This window comes from Shinella sp. WSJ-2 (assembly GCF_003432075.1).
Taxonomy (GTDB): Bacteria; Pseudomonadota; Alphaproteobacteria; order Rhizobiales; family Rhizobiaceae; genus Shinella.
Genome location: NZ_QWBU01000003.1, coordinates 144,766 through 159,699, shown reverse-complemented (window position 1 = coordinate 159,699; position 14,934 = coordinate 144,766). Strand labels below are relative to the sequence as shown.

18 protein-coding genes are annotated in these 14,934 nt (G+C 64.7%); 14 read left to right on the top strand and 4 right to left on the bottom strand.

Annotated elements, in window-relative coordinates; genetic code table 11:
- Nucleotides 1–4: 4 nt before the first annotated feature.
- The 3 genes from D0Y60_RS08420 to D0Y60_RS08410 are packed head-to-tail and all read left to right on the top strand — an operon-like array spanning nucleotide 5 to nucleotide 3,055.
- The gene (locus tag D0Y60_RS08420; RefSeq protein WP_117368759.1) at nucleotides 5–1,492 is read left to right on the top strand and encodes an AMP-binding protein; all 1,488 of its coding nucleotides are present in this window, start codon (nucleotides 5–7) and stop codon (nucleotides 1,490–1,492) included.
- A complete protein-coding gene (locus D0Y60_RS08415; RefSeq protein WP_199564148.1) occupies nucleotides 1,476–2,663 on the top strand; it encodes a thiolase family protein in 1,188 nt (395 codons plus the stop codon). Before D0Y60_RS08420 ends, D0Y60_RS08415 begins: the two co-directional genes overlap by 17 nt.
- Complete coding sequence (locus tag D0Y60_RS08410; protein ID WP_117368755.1) at nucleotides 2,660–3,055, top strand: GFA family protein; 396 nt, start codon at nucleotides 2,660–2,662, stop codon at nucleotides 3,053–3,055. The genes D0Y60_RS08415 and D0Y60_RS08410 overlap by 4 nt, the downstream gene beginning before the upstream one ends.
- On the opposite strand, the gene D0Y60_RS08405 is transcribed toward D0Y60_RS08410, so the two are convergent.
- Entirely contained in the window at nucleotides 3,041–3,442 is a 402-nt protein-coding gene (locus tag D0Y60_RS08405) for a thioesterase family protein (protein ID WP_245409127.1), read from the bottom strand. The two genes, D0Y60_RS08410 and D0Y60_RS08405, sit on opposite strands and share 15 nt — an antisense overlap.
- Before the next feature lie 21 nt (nucleotides 3,443–3,463).
- On the opposite strand from D0Y60_RS08405, the gene D0Y60_RS08400 reads away from it, so the two are divergent.
- The 3 genes from D0Y60_RS08400 (at nucleotide 3,464) to D0Y60_RS08390 (ending at nucleotide 5,662) form a co-directional block, all read left to right on the top strand.
- Nucleotides 3,464–4,414: a zinc-dependent alcohol dehydrogenase family protein gene (locus D0Y60_RS08400; protein WP_117369671.1), complete on the top strand. Its 951-nt coding sequence runs from the start codon at nucleotides 3,464–3,466 to the stop codon at nucleotides 4,412–4,414.
- Nucleotides 4,415–4,484: 70 nt separating this feature from the next.
- Entirely contained in the window at nucleotides 4,485–5,411 is a 927-nt protein-coding gene (locus D0Y60_RS08395) for a histone deacetylase family protein (RefSeq protein ID WP_117368750.1), read from the top strand.
- Between the two features lie 2 nt (nucleotides 5,412–5,413).
- Nucleotides 5,414–5,662 (top strand): exodeoxyribonuclease VII small subunit, encoded by a 249-nt coding sequence (locus D0Y60_RS08390; RefSeq protein WP_117368748.1) that lies wholly within the window; start codon nucleotides 5,414–5,416, stop codon nucleotides 5,660–5,662.
- Nucleotides 5,663–5,665: 3 nt separating this feature from the next.
- Here the strand turns inward: D0Y60_RS08390 and D0Y60_RS08385 are convergent, their stop codons facing one another.
- A complete protein-coding gene (locus tag D0Y60_RS08385) occupies nucleotides 5,666–6,052 on the bottom strand; it encodes an ester cyclase (RefSeq protein ID WP_117368746.1) in 387 nt (128 codons plus the stop codon).
- Nucleotides 6,053–6,204: 152 nt separating this feature from the next.
- Between D0Y60_RS08385 and D0Y60_RS08380 the strand changes: the two genes are divergently transcribed.
- The 7 genes from D0Y60_RS08380 to dxs all read left to right on the top strand — a co-directional run bounded on the left by D0Y60_RS08380 (nucleotide 6,205) and on the right by dxs (nucleotide 11,214).
- The gene (locus D0Y60_RS08380) at nucleotides 6,205–7,128 is read left to right on the top strand and encodes a pirin family protein (protein WP_117368744.1); all 924 of its coding nucleotides are present in this window, start codon (nucleotides 6,205–6,207) and stop codon (nucleotides 7,126–7,128) included.
- 127 nt (nucleotides 7,129–7,255) lie between these two features.
- Complete coding sequence (locus tag D0Y60_RS08375; RefSeq protein WP_117368742.1) at nucleotides 7,256–7,579, top strand: metalloregulator ArsR/SmtB family transcription factor; 324 nt, start codon at nucleotides 7,256–7,258, stop codon at nucleotides 7,577–7,579.
- Nucleotides 7,576–8,004, top strand: a complete 429-nt coding sequence (locus tag D0Y60_RS08370) for an SRPBCC domain-containing protein (RefSeq protein ID WP_117368740.1) — start codon at nucleotides 7,576–7,578, stop codon at nucleotides 8,002–8,004. Before D0Y60_RS08375 ends, D0Y60_RS08370 begins: the two co-directional genes overlap by 4 nt.
- Before the next feature lie 12 nt (nucleotides 8,005–8,016).
- The gene (locus D0Y60_RS08365) at nucleotides 8,017–8,223 is read left to right on the top strand and encodes a hypothetical protein (RefSeq protein WP_117368739.1); all 207 of its coding nucleotides are present in this window, start codon (nucleotides 8,017–8,019) and stop codon (nucleotides 8,221–8,223) included.
- Nucleotides 8,224–8,232: 9 nt separating this feature from the next.
- On the top strand, nucleotides 8,233–8,643 hold the full coding sequence (locus D0Y60_RS08360; protein WP_117368737.1) for a DUF1801 domain-containing protein: 411 nt from the start codon (nucleotides 8,233–8,235) through the stop codon (nucleotides 8,641–8,643).
- A gap of 14 nt (nucleotides 8,644–8,657) precedes the next feature.
- A complete protein-coding gene (locus D0Y60_RS08355; protein ID WP_117368735.1) occupies nucleotides 8,658–9,056 on the top strand; it encodes a DUF1801 domain-containing protein in 399 nt (132 codons plus the stop codon).
- Between the two features lie 238 nt (nucleotides 9,057–9,294).
- Nucleotides 9,295–11,214 carry a 1-deoxy-D-xylulose-5-phosphate synthase gene (dxs, locus tag D0Y60_RS08350; protein ID WP_117368733.1) on the top strand — a complete coding sequence of 640 codons (1,920 nt, stop codon included), beginning with the start codon at nucleotides 9,295–9,297 and terminating at the stop codon, nucleotides 11,212–11,214.
- A 25-nt stretch (nucleotides 11,215–11,239) separates the two neighbouring features.
- Here the strand turns inward: dxs and D0Y60_RS08345 are convergent, their stop codons facing one another.
- Nucleotides 11,240–12,256: a DUF4424 domain-containing protein gene (locus tag D0Y60_RS08345; RefSeq protein ID WP_117368731.1), complete on the bottom strand. Its 1,017-nt coding sequence runs from the start codon at nucleotides 12,254–12,256 to the stop codon at nucleotides 11,240–11,242.
- 190 nt (nucleotides 12,257–12,446) lie between these two features.
- On the opposite strand from D0Y60_RS08345, the gene D0Y60_RS08340 reads away from it, so the two are divergent.
- A complete protein-coding gene (locus tag D0Y60_RS08340; RefSeq protein WP_117368729.1) occupies nucleotides 12,447–12,719 on the top strand; it encodes a hypothetical protein in 273 nt (90 codons plus the stop codon).
- Between the two features lie 66 nt (nucleotides 12,720–12,785).
- Here D0Y60_RS08340 and D0Y60_RS08335 read toward each other — a convergent pair whose 3' ends face one another.
- Nucleotides 12,786–14,852 (bottom strand): HAMP domain-containing methyl-accepting chemotaxis protein, encoded by a 2,067-nt coding sequence (locus D0Y60_RS08335; RefSeq protein ID WP_245409126.1) that lies wholly within the window; start codon nucleotides 14,850–14,852, stop codon nucleotides 12,786–12,788.
- Nucleotides 14,853–14,934 lie beyond the last annotated feature (82 nt).

Below are 14,934 nucleotides of genomic sequence, written 5' to 3'. Positions count from 1 at the left end.
GCCGATGCCGCTTTCCGGCGCCCTCGAACGGCACGCCGCCCGAAATCCTCAAAACCCGGCCTTCCATCTGGACGGCCGGGTTTTGTCCTACGGTACGCTTGCAGCCACGGCGCGGCGCCTGCACGCCATTTTTTCGAATCTGGCGCCGGACGGCCAAAGCAGCATCGGCCCTGACAACCGGCTGATCGCACTCGTCACCGGCAATCACGCGCTGTTCCCAGCGGCCTTCGCCGCCGCAACCTCGGGCCGAATGTGCGCCGCCCTCATCGATCCGCATCTGCCCGAAGCGACCCGGCAGCGGCTGCTCGACAAGATCGATCCCGACCTCATCGTCACAGCCGAAGGCGACAATCTCCACGTCCGCGCCCCGAGGCGAGGTGCTGCCGAAACTGTCGCGGAGCAGGCGGAAGCGACCGATCCCGCCCTGCCGGAAGGGCTGGCGGATGCGCCTTTCCTCATCGTCTTCACCTCGGGCACGACGGCCGATCCGAAACCGATCATCCGCGACCGCAGGTCTTGGCGCATCAGCCTTGCCACCGGCGCACCGTTCTTCGGTATTGCGGCGCAGACCAGCACCTATGCCCCCGGCCCGCTCGCCCATGGGCTTGCGCTCTATGCCATGACGGAGTGCCTGCTGGCCGGTGCTGCCTTCCATTCCACCCGGCATTTTGACGCGCACGGAGCACGGGAGACGATCCGGCGGCATGCCATGCAGCGCCTCGTACTCGTGCCGACCATGCTGCGCCGGCTCTGTGAGGGTGCGCCGCTCGAAAATGTCGCGGCCATCACCGTGGCCGGCGCGAAGCTCACGGCGGGCGACCACGCGCTCTGTGGCAGCCACTTTCCCGGCGCGGCACTGAGGGAATATTACGGCGCCTCGGAACTCGGCTTCATCACCGTCACCGCGCCCGACGATGCCGCCTCGTCCACGGCCGTCGGCAAGGCCTTTCCGGGTGTTGCGATCTCGGTTTTCGGTGCGGCCAGCACTCCCGTGCCCACAGGCGAGACCGGCACCGTTTTCGTCCGAAGCCCGCTTGTCGCCACTGGCTATCTCGGGGCCGGCGACGGTGCGGGACTGGCGCGGTTCGGCGCGCTGGCGACCGTCGGCGATCTCGGCTTCCTGGAGGCGGACGGCACCTTGCATCTCCTCGGACGCGCCGGCGGCATGGTCCTGTCAGGCGGCAACAACATCTATCCTTCCGAGGTCGAGGCGGCATTGCAAAGCCTGCCTTTCGTGCGCGCCGCCCATGTCTTCGGCCGCGAGCATGCCGATCTCGGCAGCGAACTGGTGGCGGTGATCGAGCCCACAGCACCGGGCCTGACGACTGCGGCGCTCACCACGGCGCTGGCCGATCTGCTGCCGCGCTACAAGCAGCCGCGCCGGCTCTGGCTCTGCGCTAAAATGCCGACGACCCCTTCGGGCAAGGTGGAGGCGAAAACCGTGCGGCAATGGGTGGCGGAGGAGAGCGATGTCCTTGAACCGCTCCGCTGATCCCGAACGCATTCCCGTTATCGCCGCCGCCTTCCGCACGCCGATCGGCCGGGTCAACGGCACGCTTTCAGCCATCGAGCCGGCAAGCCTTGCCGCGCCGCTGATCCGCCGCATCCTGCAGGACACCGGCCTTGCCGCCGAAGATGTCGATGACGTCTTGCTCGGCAATGCCGCCAACAGCGCCGGCAATCTGGCGCGGCTCGCGGCGCTGGAGGCGGCGCTTCCCGTTTCCGTGCCCGGACTGACCGTCGACCGGCAATGCGGCTCGGGGCTGGAGGCGATCGCGCTCGCCGCCCGGCTGGTCACCGCGGGTGCCGGACGCATCTATCTTGCCGGCGGCACCGAAAGCAGCAGTCGTGCGCATCTGCGCTTCCGTCCGCCGCTCACATCAGACGGCGCGCCAGAGCCCGTGCGCCGTGCCCGCATGGCGCCCGATGCCATCGGCGACCCCGACATGGGCATCGCCGCCGAAAACGTCGCGCGCCACGCCGGTATCAGCCGCGCACGGCAGGATGCCTTTGCGCTGGAAAGCCATCGCCGCGCCGTTGCCGCACAAAAGGCCAGTCGCTTTGCCGGCGAGATCGTGCCGCTCGACACACCAGCTGGTCGCGTCGCGCAGGACGAATGCCCGCGCGAAAACACCTCGCTGGAAAAGCTGGCGGCGCTGAAGCCGGTCTTCCGCCCGGATGGAACCGTGACGGCGGGCAATGCCTGCCCGGTCAATGACGGTGCCGCCGTCGTGCTGGTGACCTCGCTGGCCGAAGCCCGGCGGCGTGGCCTGACGATGCTCCTGGAACTCGTCGACAGCGTCACGGTCGGTGTCGACCCCAACCTGCTCGGTCTCGGCCCCGTTCCGGCGATGGAAAAGCTTGTCGCGCGCAATCCGGGTCTCGACGCCACAAACATCCCCTATATCGAATTCAACGAGGCCTTCGCCGCCCAGGTGCTCGCCAGCCTCGATGCGCTCGGCATCGATCACGCGATCGTCAACCGCGAGGGTGGTGCGCTTGCGCTCGGCCATCCCTACGGTGCGTCCGGTGCGATTCTCGTCACGCGGCTCTTTGCGCAGATGCGGGAGGCTGATGCGGAAACCGAAGCGCTCGCCATGATGGGCATCGGCGGCGGCATGGGCATTGCGACCTTGTTTCGCAAGCTGGGGGGAACAGGATGAGCCAAAAGATCTATACCGGCGGCTGCCTGTGCGGCGCCGTTCGTTTCGAGGCGACGGGGCCGGCGGAAAAGCCGCATACCTGCTCCTGCCGCTTCTGCCAGCAGCATACCGGCGTGCCAACCGCCGCCTGGGTAGAGTTCCCTGCCGACCGCGTGCAATGGACCGGCACGGGTGCAAAACCCTCGACCTGGCGCTCGTCGGATTATTCCAGCCGCGCCTTCTGTCCAGCCTGCGGCAGCTCCATCGGCGCGATCGATGACGAGCCGGTCGTGGCACTCTTGATCGGCGGCTTCGACGAGCCCACCGATCCGGCCTTTACGCCGCAATACCATTCCTTCGAGGATTGCCGGCCGGGCTGGCTCAGCGTGGACACCGCCTCAGGCGAGGAATGATTTCAGCCAGTCGCGGATCGGCTGCGGCACGTTGACGGGCTGGCGGGTTGCGGGATCGACGGCGACCCAGACGATCTCCAGATCCGCCACCGCTGCGCCATCGCAGGCGATCGCCACGGCGAAGCTGACCGAGGTGGCGCCGATGCGCGTCACCGAAGCCTTGAAACGGGCCATGTCATCCAGCCGCAGACCTTTGTGGAAGGTACAGCCGGATTTGCGCACGAAATAGACGGGATCGTTTGGCCCGACCGGCCGGTGACGCCACAGCCCGGCGACGGCCGCTTCCGCATGGGCGTAGTAGGCGGCATTGTGCATATGGCCGTGCATGTCTATATCGCGAAACGGTATCCTGACTTCGCTGACCGTGATGTCTGCCGCCTGTTCCACGTCGTATCCCGAGGTCGTTTCATGCTTTGTGCCGTTGTTAGAGCCTTCGGCGACCCCCGGCAAGTGATCGGGCTGGAAGAGGCGGAGCGCCCCGCCCCCGGCCCCGGCGAGGTGGAGATCCGCATCCGCCGCGCCGCCATCAACCCTTCTGACCTCATTCCCGTCACCGGCGCCTATCGCAGCCGCACCAGCCTGCCCTTCGTGCCCGGCTTCGAGGGCGTCGGCGAAATCACCCGCCTTGGCGAGGGCGTTGATGATCTTGCCCCCGGCCAGCGCGTGCTGCCGATCGGCGCAAGCGGGCTCTGGCAGGCCTATCTTGTGCGTCCGGCCGCCTGGTGTTTTGCCGTGCCGGACGATATCACTGACGATCAGGCCGCCATGGCCTATGTCAATCCGCTCACGGCCTTCCGGCTGGTCGATGCCGTGAAAACGCATTTCGGCATGGCCGCGGGCCAGCGCATCGGCGTAACGGCCGCGGCGTCGGCCATCGGCAGGATGTTGCTCACGCTTTTGGCCGAGGCCAGTTTCCGCCCCGTCGCTGTCGTGCGCAGCGCCGCGACGGCCGAACGGCTGGCCGAGGGCTTTTCCGGCGAGATCGTCATCGCCAATGCCCCGCCGCTCGATGCCGTCCTCGATGCCGTGGGCGGCGAAGCGGGCAATGCGCTTTTCCGCACCCTCCACCGTGGCGGCGCCTTCGTGCAATATGGCGCACTGTCCGGTGCGCAGCTCGATCCGGCGCTCATCACTGCCCGTCGCGAGGATGTTGCCTTCTCCTTCCTCTGGCTGCGCAACTGGGTGCATTCCGCCGCGCATGCGGAGATCGCCGCCGAATTCGAACGCAGCTTCGCCGGCATCCGCGCCGGGCACCTCGCCTCCGCCATCGACACGGTTTTCGCCCTCTCCGATCTCCCTGCCGCACTTGCCCGGCAGGACGATCCGGCCCGCGCCGGAAAACTGCTGCTTGCACCGTGACTGTTGAAAAGACAGTGCGGCCGGCCCATTTCCCGTGGACCGCGCCAATTGCAATGGATAGCTTCCGGCCATGACGACGTGTCTCCTAGAGAACCCGATCTTCCTCGAGCATCACACGCCGGAGGGCCACCCGGAGCGGTCCGACCGCATCCGCGCGATCAATCTCGCCTTGGAACACGAGCGCTTTCTCCCGCTGAAGCGCGAGAAGGCACCGCAGGCCAACGAGGATTTCGTGCTGCTCGCCCATCCGGAAAGCCATCTGCGCGCCGTGATGTCGGCGATGCCCGAAGAGGGCATCGAGCAGATCGAATCCGACACCTATGCCAGTCCTGCCAGCTTCCAGGCGGCCCTGACCGGTATCGGCGCAGCGATGGCGGCTGTCGATGCGGTCTTTACCGGCAAGGCGGACAATGCCTTCGTGCTCGCCCGCCCGCCCGGCCACCATGCCGAGCGCGACAAGGCGATGGGCTTCTGTTTCTTCAACAACGCCGCCATCGCCGCCCGCCATGCGCAGAAAGCCTACGGCGCCGAGCGCGTCGCCATCGTCGACTGGGACGTGCACCACGGCAACGGCACGCAGGATATCTTTTACGACGACCCGTCCGTGCTGTTCTGCTCGACGCACCAGATGCCGCTCTATCCCGGCTCCGGCGCCAAGACCGAGACCGGGGCCGGCAACATTGTCAATGCGCCGCTCTCGGCCAATGACGGCAGCGACCATTTTCGCGAGGCATTCAGGTCCCGCGTCCTGCCGCGCGTCGCCGATTTCAAGCCCGATATCATCATCATCTCCGCCGGCTTCGATGCGCATCACCGCGATCCCTTGGCGCAAATCAACCTCGTCGCCGACGATTTCGACTGGGCGACGGCCAAGCTGATGGAACTTTCCGAAAAATCGGCCAACAACCGGGTGGTCAGCCTGCTGGAAGGCGGCTACGACCTGACGGGCCTGGCCGAATCCGCCGCCACCCATATCTACCGCCTGATGAGAGGCTGACCATGACCAATCCTGCTCCCGATGTTTCCGCCCTCTCCTTCGAACAGGCCGTCGAGGAACTGGAAAAGATCGTTGCCGCGCTGGAACGCGGCGACGTGCCTCTCGATCGTTCCATCGAGATCTACGAGCGCGGCGAAGCCCTGAAGAAGCATTGCGAAACCCTGCTTTCGGCCGCCGAAAACCGCATCGAGAAAATCCGCCTCGACCGCGCCGGCAAGCCGCAGGGCACGGAACCGCTGGACGGGGCGTGAGCCTCAGAGCTGCGCGGCAATCGCCGCCTTATCGATGATCGACCAGACATTGCAGATGCGCGCATCCTCGAATTCGTAGAAGACGTTTTCGGTGAACGACACCCTGCGGCCGTCGATCGGCAGGCCGAAGAGTTCGCCGACGGGCGTGCAGTCGAACAGCAGGCGGCTTGCCACGCGTGGCGGTTCGATCACCAGGAAATCGATGGCGAAATGCAGGTCCGGGATGGCGCGAAAATCGCCCTCCAGCATCGTGCGATAGCCTGAAAGGCCGATGCGCTTGCCGTTGTAATGCGCCTCCTCGTGGACGAAGCTGCCGAGGCTGGCCCAATCCTGCCTGTTGAGGCAGGCGATATAGCCACGGTAGAGTGCTGCCAGTTCCTGTCCGGTCATGATCGTCTCCCTGCTTCTGGCGAATATGGCGCGGATCGCGGCAAAGGCCAGAGGCGGAAAAGATTGACCACACCGTCAACATCAGCCGCCCTATCCACACCCCACCCTGCCCGCTAGCATGCACCCAACGAACCCAATCACAGGAGGGCGCAATGAGCTTCTTTCCCGGAAAAGACCCCGAGGCCGGCGATGCGGCGGCGTGTGATGCGCTTGAGCATCTGATCATTCCGCGCACCAGCGATATCGGCGGGCTGGAGGTGCGGCGTGCGCTGCCTTCGGCCAAGCGCCGGCTGGTCGGACCGTTCATCTTCTTCGACCGCATGGGGCCGGCGCTGTTGCGCGCCGGCGAGGCGATCGACGTCAAGCCGCATCCGCATATCGGGCTTTCCACCGTCACCTATCTGTTCGACGGCGAGATCAAGCACCGTGACAGTCTCGGCACCGAGATGGTCATCGCCCCCGGCGATATCAACCTGATGACGGCGGGGCGCGGCATCGTGCATTCGGAGCGCTCGCCGGAAAACCTGCGTGGGCGACCGCAGTCGATTTCCGGGCTGCAGACCTGGCTTGCGCTGCCCGATAGCCACGAGGAAATGGCGCCGGTCTTTTCGCACACGACGAAGGCCGAGCTTCCCGCCTTCTCGGCCGACGGCATTGCCGGGCGCACGATCATCGGCAAATATGAGGGCCATGCCTCGCCCGTCAGCGTGCCCACGGACACGCTCTATACCGATTTGATGCTGGCGCCTGGCGCTTCGGCTCCGCTGGCGGCGGACTGGGAGGAACGCGCGGTCTATGTGCTGTCCGGCACGCTGGATGTGGCGGGCGACGTCTTCGCCGCAGATCAGCTGCTCGTCTTCCGCGCCGGCGATGCCATTACGCTCAAGGCCGGCCCCGAAGGCTGTCACATCATGGTTTTCGGCGGCGCGGCGCTTGGCTCCAAGCGCTATATCTGGTGGAATTTCGTCTCCTCCTCCAAGGAGCGTATCGAGCAGGCCAAGGAGGAATGGCGCACCGGCCGCTTCGACATCGTGCCGGGCGACGAAGAAGAATTCGTCCCGCTTCCAGCCGGCTGATATATAGCCGCAACAGAATGGAAAATATGTAAGCGAGGCGCCAGTGGGGCGCCTCGCTTTTTTGGCGTTGACTTATTCATAGCCATTCAGCTATATAAAAATCCATAGCCAACGAGGTATGGATCTAATGGCTGAAGCCCATGACATGCTGTTCCGCACGCTTGCGGACCCAACACGGCGCGCGCTCTTCGAGCGGCTGTGTCGCGAGGGGGAAAAGACGGTGGGGGCGTTGACGGCGCAGGCCGGCGTTTCGCAGCCGGTCGTCTCCAAACATCTCGGCCTGCTCAAGCAGGCCGGCCTCGTGCGCGATCGCCACGAGGGACGCCAGACGCATTACAGCGCACAGCTCGGCGCGCTCACCCCGCTGGTCGACTGGACCAGCCAGATGGCGCGGTTCTGGGAGCAGCGCTTCGACGATCTCGAAAATTTGCTGAGGAGAATGGATCAATGACCACCGCATCCGTGGTGCGCTCCGTCGTCGTCGAGCGCGATATCGCCCATCCGCCGGAAAAGCTCTGGCGTGCCCTGACGCAGCCGCACCTGATTTCGGAATGGCTGATGCGCAACGATGATTTCCAGCCCGCCGCCGGCCACAAGTTCCGACTCAGCGGCGACTGGGGCGGCGTCGAATGCGAAGTGCTGACGGTCGAGCCCGGCAAGGTTTTGACCTATCGCTGGGACCACCCGCATGAAGACCCGGCCTTCAACCTCACCAGCGTGGTCAGCTTCACCCTGACGCCGACGGCGACGGGCACGCATCTGCGTATGGAGCAGACCGGCTTCCGCCCGGAACAGAAACAGGCCTTCGGCGGCGCCCGCTTTGGCTGGGAGGCGCATTTCACCAACCTCGAGCGGGTTCTGGCGGGACTGGAATAAGGAAAAGCGGCAATGAACTGGAACCTTCTGATCCGCCAGGGGCACCGCTGGATTTCGATCCTCTTCACGCTCGCCGTGCTCGTCAACATCGCGGCGATGACGCAGGGCCAGCCGCCGCTCTGGGTCGGCTTTCTGGCGCTCTTTCCGCTGATCCTTTTGCTGGTCAGCGGTCTCTATCTCTTCGCGCTGCCCTATATTGGCCGTGCGCGACGCGGCTAGGAGACAAGGATGAGCGACGAACCGGTGCTGCTATCCGGCGGCAATCCGCAGATTGCGAAAGGGTATGGCGACGGGCCGGTCCAGGCCTATATCGCCACCATGCCCGGCTGGAAAAGCGATGTCGGCCGAAGACTCGATGCGCTGGTCGAAAAGACCGTGCCCGGTGTTGCCAAGGCGGTGAAATGGAACTCGCCCTTCTATGGCAAGGAAGGCGACGGCTGGTTCCTCAGCTATCACTGTTTTGCGAAATACATAAAGCTGACCTTCTTTCGCGGCGCAGCACTCCATCCGGTGCCGCCGGTCGCCTCGAAAACAGCGGAAACGCGCTATTTTCATATTCACGAGGGCGAAGCGCTCGATGAAGCGTTGCTTTCCGGCTGGATCCGGCAGGCAGCAGCACTTCCCGGCGAACGCCTCTGACGCGGGATGACACCATGAGCACGACTGAAACCGAATCCCCATCGGCGCAGATCGACAAGCGCATAACCGAACTCGCCGACTGGCGCGGCGTCATGCTCGCGCGGCTGCGGGCGCTGATCAAACAGGCCGATCCAGACGTGACCGAGGAATGGAAGTGGCGCGGCGTGCCCGTCTGGGAGCATGACGGCATTCTCTGCACCGGCGAGACCTACAAGTCCGTGGTGAAGATGACCTTCGCCAAGGGCGCGTCGCTCGATGATCCCGCCGGCCTTTTCAACTCCAGCCTCGAGGGCAATACGCGCCGCGCCATCGATTTCCCGGAAGGGGCTGACATCGACGAAGACGCGCTGAAGGCGCTGATCCGCGCCGCCGTCGCCTTGAATCAGGCCTCTCGCACCAAGAAGAAGAAGTAGATATCGACGGTTTTTGCCGTTCGTCACGTCCGCAAAATGCCTGATTTGCCTTGGAGAACGCGAGGCTGCGTCGGATTGCGTGGTATCAATCCGGCGAAATACGCTCTAGACTTGCCGAAACGGTTGAAATCGCGCGCCGCATTCTGCATTTGACAGACTAGCGCGGTTACGAACCGTAACGCCGGACCGGGTTCCGCGAGGGAGCTTCGGCACGCGGGCGAGAAGACGAGGCCTGAGAGTGACACAAACGCCAGCCACCCCCCTGCTCGACAAGGTGCGCATTCCCGCGGACCTGAAGGCTGTGGACGATCGCGACCTGCCGCAGCTCGCCAGCGAGCTGCGCACGGAAATGATCGACGCCGTCTCGCGCACGGGCGGCCATCTCGGCGCCGGGCTTGGCGTGGTGGAGCTCACCATCGCCATCCACAAGGTCTTCAACACGCCCGATGACCGGCTGATCTTCGATGTCGGCCATCAATGTTATCCGCACAAGATCCTGACCGGCCGGCGCGACCGCATTCGCACGCTGCGCCAGGAAGACGGCCTGTCCGGCTTCACCCGCCGCGCGGAAAGCGAATACGACCCCTTCGGTGCGGCCCATTCCTCGACCTCGATTTCCGCCGGCCTCGGCATGGCGGTCGCCGCCGATCTCTCCGGCGCGAACCGCAATGTCATCGCCGTCATCGGCGATGGCGCGCTGTCGGCCGGCATGGCCTATGAGGCGCTGAACAACGCCGGTGCGCTCGATGCACGCCTCATCGTCATTCTCAACGACAACGACATGTCGATTGCGCCACCGACCGGCGCGATGAGCGCCTATCTGGCGCGTCTCGCCTCCGGTCGCACCTATATGGGCTTCCGCGAACTCGGCAAGAAACTGACGGCCTATCTCGGCAAGAAGGTCGACCGGGCAATCACCCGCGCCGTCGAGCACGCGCGCGGCTATGTGACCGGCGGCACGCTGTTCGAGGAGATGGGCTTTTATCACATCGGACCGATCGACGGCCATTCCTTTGAGCACCTGCTGCCCGTGCTGCGCAATGTGCGCGACAATTCCAAGGGTCCGGTGCTGATCCATGTCGTGACGCAGAAGGGCAAGGGCTATCCGCCCGCCGAAGCCGCCGCCGACAAGTATCACGGCGTCAACACCTTCGACGTCATCACCGGCACGCAGGCCAAGGCCAAGCCGAATGCGCCGAGCTACACCTCGGTCTTCGGCGAAGCGCTGGTGCAGGAAGCCGGTTTCGACGAGAAGATCGTCGGCGTCACGGCCGCCATGCCCAACGGCACCGGCATTGACAAGCTCGCCGCCGCTTATCCCATGCGCACCTTCGACGTGGGCATCGCCGAACAGCACGCCGTGACCTTCGCCGCCGGCCTTGCAGCCGAGGGCTACAAGCCATTCTGCGCGCTCTATTCCACCTTCCTGCAGCGCGGCTACGACCAGGTGGTGCACGATGTCGCCATCCAAGGCCTGCCCGTGCGCTTTCCTATCGACCGCGCCGGCTTCGTCGGCGCCGACGGGCCGACCCATGCCGGTTCCTTCGACACGACCTATCTCGCAACGCTTCCCGGTTTCGTGGTGATGGCCGCCGCCGACGAGGCGGAGCTGAAGCATATGGTGCGCACCGCAGCCGCCTATGACGCCGGCCCGATCTCCTTCCGCTATCCGCGCGGCGAAGGTGTGGGTGTCGACATGCCCGCCCGTGGTGAAATCCTGGAGATCGGCAAGGGCCGCGTCGTCAAGCAGGGATCGAAGGTCGCGCTCTTGTCCTTCGGCACGCGCCTTGCGGATTGCCTGCTGGCCGCCGAAGACCTCGATGCCGCAGGCCTTTCGACGACGGTCGCCGATGCGCGTTTCGCCAAACCGCTCGATCACGACCTCATCCGCCAGCTTGCCCGCCACCACGAGGTGCTGATCACCATCGAGGAAGGCGCCGTCGGCGGCTTCGGCAGCCACGTGCTGCAGTTCCTCGCTATGGAAGGCCTGCTCGATCATGGGCTCAAGGTGCGCCCATTGGTGCTGCCCGATATCTGGATGGAACAGGCCAAGCCCGAGGCGATGTACGCCAAGGCCGGACTGGACCGCGCCGGCATCGTCGCGACGGTGTTCAAGGCGCTCGGCCAGAAGGCCGTCGGTGTGGGCGCGGCGGGCTGACCGCCTCCGCCCTACCCTCGTGCTTTTACTGCGCCTGCGCCCCGCTTGGCTTCAGCAGCAGAATATCGATCTCGTTGGTCGGCGTGAAATCCTTGGCCTTCATCTCGAAGGTCGTCGGGCCGATCTTCTTGACGCCCTCGCCGCAGAAGCTGACGAGATTTTCCGCAGCCCCCTTGTCGATGGTCAGCGAAAAATCCTTGATCGGGCCGCCCCAATTGGCGCCCGTTGACAGGATGTAGGAAATCCAGGCCTCGAAGAGATAGGGTTTGCCTGCCTGCATGTCCTTTTCGGCCTGCTGGGCGCGGCGCACGATAGCGTCCTCGATGCAGTAGCGCTTGACGTAATCCTGATAGCGCTCGCCCTTCGGCTGGCCGTCCTCCAGGAAGGAGATGCCGACCGTGCCGCCGACGCTCGGCTTGTAACGGTGCTGCACCGTCACTTGCCTGCCCGCCGGGAAGGTGGTGCGCCACCAATAGACCGACTTCAGCGACCAGAGCGGCGTGCGGTAGTCCTTCATGCCGGTACCGTCATCGTCATAGGTATCGATGAAGATGAGGCCGCGGGCGATCCAGTCGGCGGCGACGTCCTCCGGCAGGTTCTTCAGCGCCTCCTTGGCGGCCTTGGACATCGGCAGGAGCGGAATATTCTGCGCTTTCAGGTCCTCCGTCACATCGATATCGGAGGCATAGGCGCGCTGCTGGAGGGTGACGGCTACCGCCTTGCCATCCTGCGCGGCGGTGAAGCCGAGATAGTTGTCCGTCTCGAAATCGTCGATCGCGATATTGGCATAGGGATCGCCGCCGATATCGGGCATCGGGAAGGCGACGAGGCCGGACACGTCCTTGTCCGAGGTGTTGGTGAAGACATAGTCGACGCGGATTTCGCTCGGCGAGATGAACAGCGCCTCCTTTGTCATCTCCACTTCCGGCGTGCGCACGAAGGTGAGCCCGCCCGTCTTCAGCTCCGCCATCGTGTCATTGGCGAGAGCTGGTGCTGCCGAAAGCGCGAAAAGCAGCGGCAGGTGGCGCAAAGCGTTTTTCATGGAAATCTCCAATGGCGTGTGGCGCGATAACAACCGAAATCTCTCGGCACGGCAAGCGCGGGAAAGCGGCCCTCACGCTTTCTCAACCATCCCGTTTTGCAACCGCGTAACCACATCCCTTGGCCGTTGCGAAACCTCCGGCTGCTAGTGTCCCCGCAACGAAAAGAAAAGCCGGACAGGGATTTTCACTATGCGATACGCGCTGCTTGCGGCTCTTGCCGCCACGCTTTGCCATACCTCCATCGCGGCCGCCGAAGAGCGGCCGGAATACGACCCGGCCATCGAGGCCGCGGCAATCGCCATCCTGCAGAAAAAGCTACCGGACATCCGCAAGTCGCATGATATCGCAGGCGATCCCGGCCTTGTGCGTGCGGCACGCGACGAGATGAAGCCGCAGGGTATTTCCGCCATGACCGAGTTCGAAACGATCGAAACCTATTCCGGCCGCATCATCTGGCTCTGACCGGCCCTACCACAAACAAAACGCCCCGGCATGACCGGGGCGTTTGTATTTACGAAAGATCTTCGCTCAGAATTCCGTCCATTCCTGCTTGAGCGCGGCATTGCCGTGAGAAGCGAGCGGCGCTGGCCGAACAGGTGCGCGCGCCACCGTTTCCATCTTGCGATGCACGGCCTTCAGGTCGCGCATGCCACCGGAAACGCTCGGGAGTACGAAGCGGGAGATCTGATCCCGTAGCCGCACCGCTCCATTGGCGAGCGAGGCACTGGCGGCGTTGGTCTCTTCCACCATTGCGGCGTTGCGCTGGGTCACCTGGTCCATCTGGTTGACGGCGGTGTTGACCTCCGAAAGGCCGACCGACTGTTCACGGGCCGAAATGGCGATGGCATCCATATGCTGGTTGATCGTCGCGACATGCAGGCCGATCGCCTGCAGCGAGGCGCCGGTATCCTGCACCAGCCGCACGCCGCCCTCGACCTCGGCCGTGGAGTTGCGGATTAGGTCCTTGATCTCGCGGGCGGCCTGCGCCGAACGCTGCGCCAGTTCCCGCACCTCCTGCGCGACGACGGCAAAGCCCTTGCCGGCGTCACCAGCGCGCGCCGCTTCAACGCCGGCATTCAGCGCCAGCAGGTTGGTCTGGAAGGCGATCTCGTCGATCACGCCGATGATGTTGGAAATCTGGCCGGAGGAGTGCTCGATGCGCTTCATCGCCTCGATTGCACCGGCGACGATTTCGCCGGATTTCTGGGCGCTGCGGTTGGCCTCGCCCGCCACGCTGCGTGCCTCATCGGCCCGCTTGGTGGAGTTGGCAACATTGGCGGTGATCTCGTCGAGTGCCGCGGCGGTCTCCTCCAGCGACGCGGCCTGCTGCTCCGTGCGCTTGGAGAGATCGTCAGCGCTGACGCTGATCTCGCGCGAACCATCGTCGATAGAACCGCTCGATTGCGCGACGGCACCGAGCGTCGCACCGAGTTCGGCGACGGCGGAGTTGAGATCGTGGCGCAGCTGCTCGAAATCGGGCGCAAAGGGTTCCGTCAGCTGGAAGCTTAGATCACCCGACGCGAGACGGCGCAGACCACCTGCCAAGCCTGCGGTCGCTTGCTGAAGGCGGGCCTGCGCGGCCGCTTCCGCCGCTTCCTGGAGGTGGATGCGTTCGGCCTCGGCGCGCTTCCGGTTTTCCGCCGCTTCGGCTTCAAGCCGGCGATTGGCGATGGCTGCCTGGCGGAAGACCTCCACAGCGCCGGCCATTTCGCCGATCTCGTCGCGACGCCCGGCATAGGGAATGGCGGAGGCGGTGTCACCGCCGGCCAAAACCGTCATCGCCTTCGTGGTGGCGACGATGGGGCGCGAGATCGACCGGCCAATCAAAAGAACCGTCGCAGCGATTGTGGCGATCGCGGCCAGGATTGCGGCGATGGCGACCGAATGAGCGAATTCCAGCGCCTTCACGCTCTCCGCCTCGGCCTCAGCCTTGTCGGCGGCAATACCGGCAGACATCTGATCAAAGACGGGTTCCACCGCGGCAAAGGCTTCGGACACGCTCTGGCGGGCGGCGGCCTCCGTCCCGGCGATCGCGGCATAGTCCTCGAAGGCCTTGCCGTAGTCGTCGAGCGCCTTGAGGATCGTCGCCTGGTTTGCCGCGCCGCCGAACTTTTCGGCCGGTGTCTTGGCGAAGGCGGCGCGCTCTTCGGCGTGCTTGGCGACGTACTTCGCGTCGCGGCGCATGATGAAATCCTTTTCGTGGCGGCGCATCATCAGCATGCTTGCCTGAAGACCCTTGTCGTCGACAGCTTTTAACAGTTCCTCGATGGCGTGCACCGCCGTGCGCATCGCCCCTTCCCGGCCCGACGACGGGTCGAGGCCGAGCGCGATGCTGGCCTGCGCAAGCGTTGCAAAGCTGCGCTGATAGGCGGTGTAGCCGTCGGAAATCGTCTGCAGATCGGCGCGGGTCGCGGGATTGTCGAGGAGCGTTCCGAGGTTTTCGAGCGACTTTTCGGCCTTTGCCGAAATCTCCTTATGGGCGGCGATGTATTTTTCGTCGCGCCGCAGCAGGAAATCCTTTTCCGCGCGCCGGTTCTGCAGGAAGTCGATCTCCAACTCGCGCAGGGCGTCGTCGGCGCTGCGCTGACGCTCCACCTTGGCGCCATATTCTTAAGCGGTGCGCCGCTCGACTTCGAAAATACCGACGATGAGAAGTATGCCCGCGACGGCAATCGGC

Coding starts and splice junctions, on each gene's coding strand:
- D0Y60_RS08345 (WP_117368731.1), bottom strand. CDS start 12,256: ATGAAAAACGCTTTGCGCCACCTGCCGCTGCTTTTCGCGCTTTCGGCA.
- D0Y60_RS08365 (WP_117368739.1), top strand. CDS start 8,017: ATGAACTGGAACCTTCTGATCCGCCAGGGGCACCGCTGGATTTCGATC.
- D0Y60_RS08385 (WP_117368746.1), bottom strand. CDS start 6,052: ATGACCGGACAGGAACTGGCAGCACTCTACCGTGGCTATATCGCCTGC.
- D0Y60_RS08420 (WP_117368759.1), top strand. CDS start 5: ATGCCGCTTTCCGGCGCCCTCGAACGGCACGCCGCCCGAAATCCTCAA.
- D0Y60_RS08370 (WP_117368740.1), top strand. CDS start 7,576: ATGACCACCGCATCCGTGGTGCGCTCCGTCGTCGTCGAGCGCGATATC.
- D0Y60_RS08355 (WP_117368735.1), top strand. CDS start 8,658: ATGAGCACGACTGAAACCGAATCCCCATCGGCGCAGATCGACAAGCGC.
- D0Y60_RS08380 (WP_117368744.1), top strand. CDS start 6,205: ATGAGCTTCTTTCCCGGAAAAGACCCCGAGGCCGGCGATGCGGCGGCG.
- D0Y60_RS08390 (WP_117368748.1), top strand. CDS start 5,414: ATGACCAATCCTGCTCCCGATGTTTCCGCCCTCTCCTTCGAACAGGCC.
- D0Y60_RS08360 (WP_117368737.1), top strand. CDS start 8,233: ATGAGCGACGAACCGGTGCTGCTATCCGGCGGCAATCCGCAGATTGCG.
- D0Y60_RS08400 (WP_117369671.1), top strand. CDS start 3,464: ATGCTTTGTGCCGTTGTTAGAGCCTTCGGCGACCCCCGGCAAGTGATC.
- D0Y60_RS08340 (WP_117368729.1), top strand. CDS start 12,447: ATGCGATACGCGCTGCTTGCGGCTCTTGCCGCCACGCTTTGCCATACC.
- D0Y60_RS08410 (WP_117368755.1), top strand. CDS start 2,660: ATGAGCCAAAAGATCTATACCGGCGGCTGCCTGTGCGGCGCCGTTCGT.
- D0Y60_RS08395 (WP_117368750.1), top strand. CDS start 4,485: ATGACGACGTGTCTCCTAGAGAACCCGATCTTCCTCGAGCATCACACG.
- D0Y60_RS08375 (WP_117368742.1), top strand. CDS start 7,256: ATGGCTGAAGCCCATGACATGCTGTTCCGCACGCTTGCGGACCCAACA.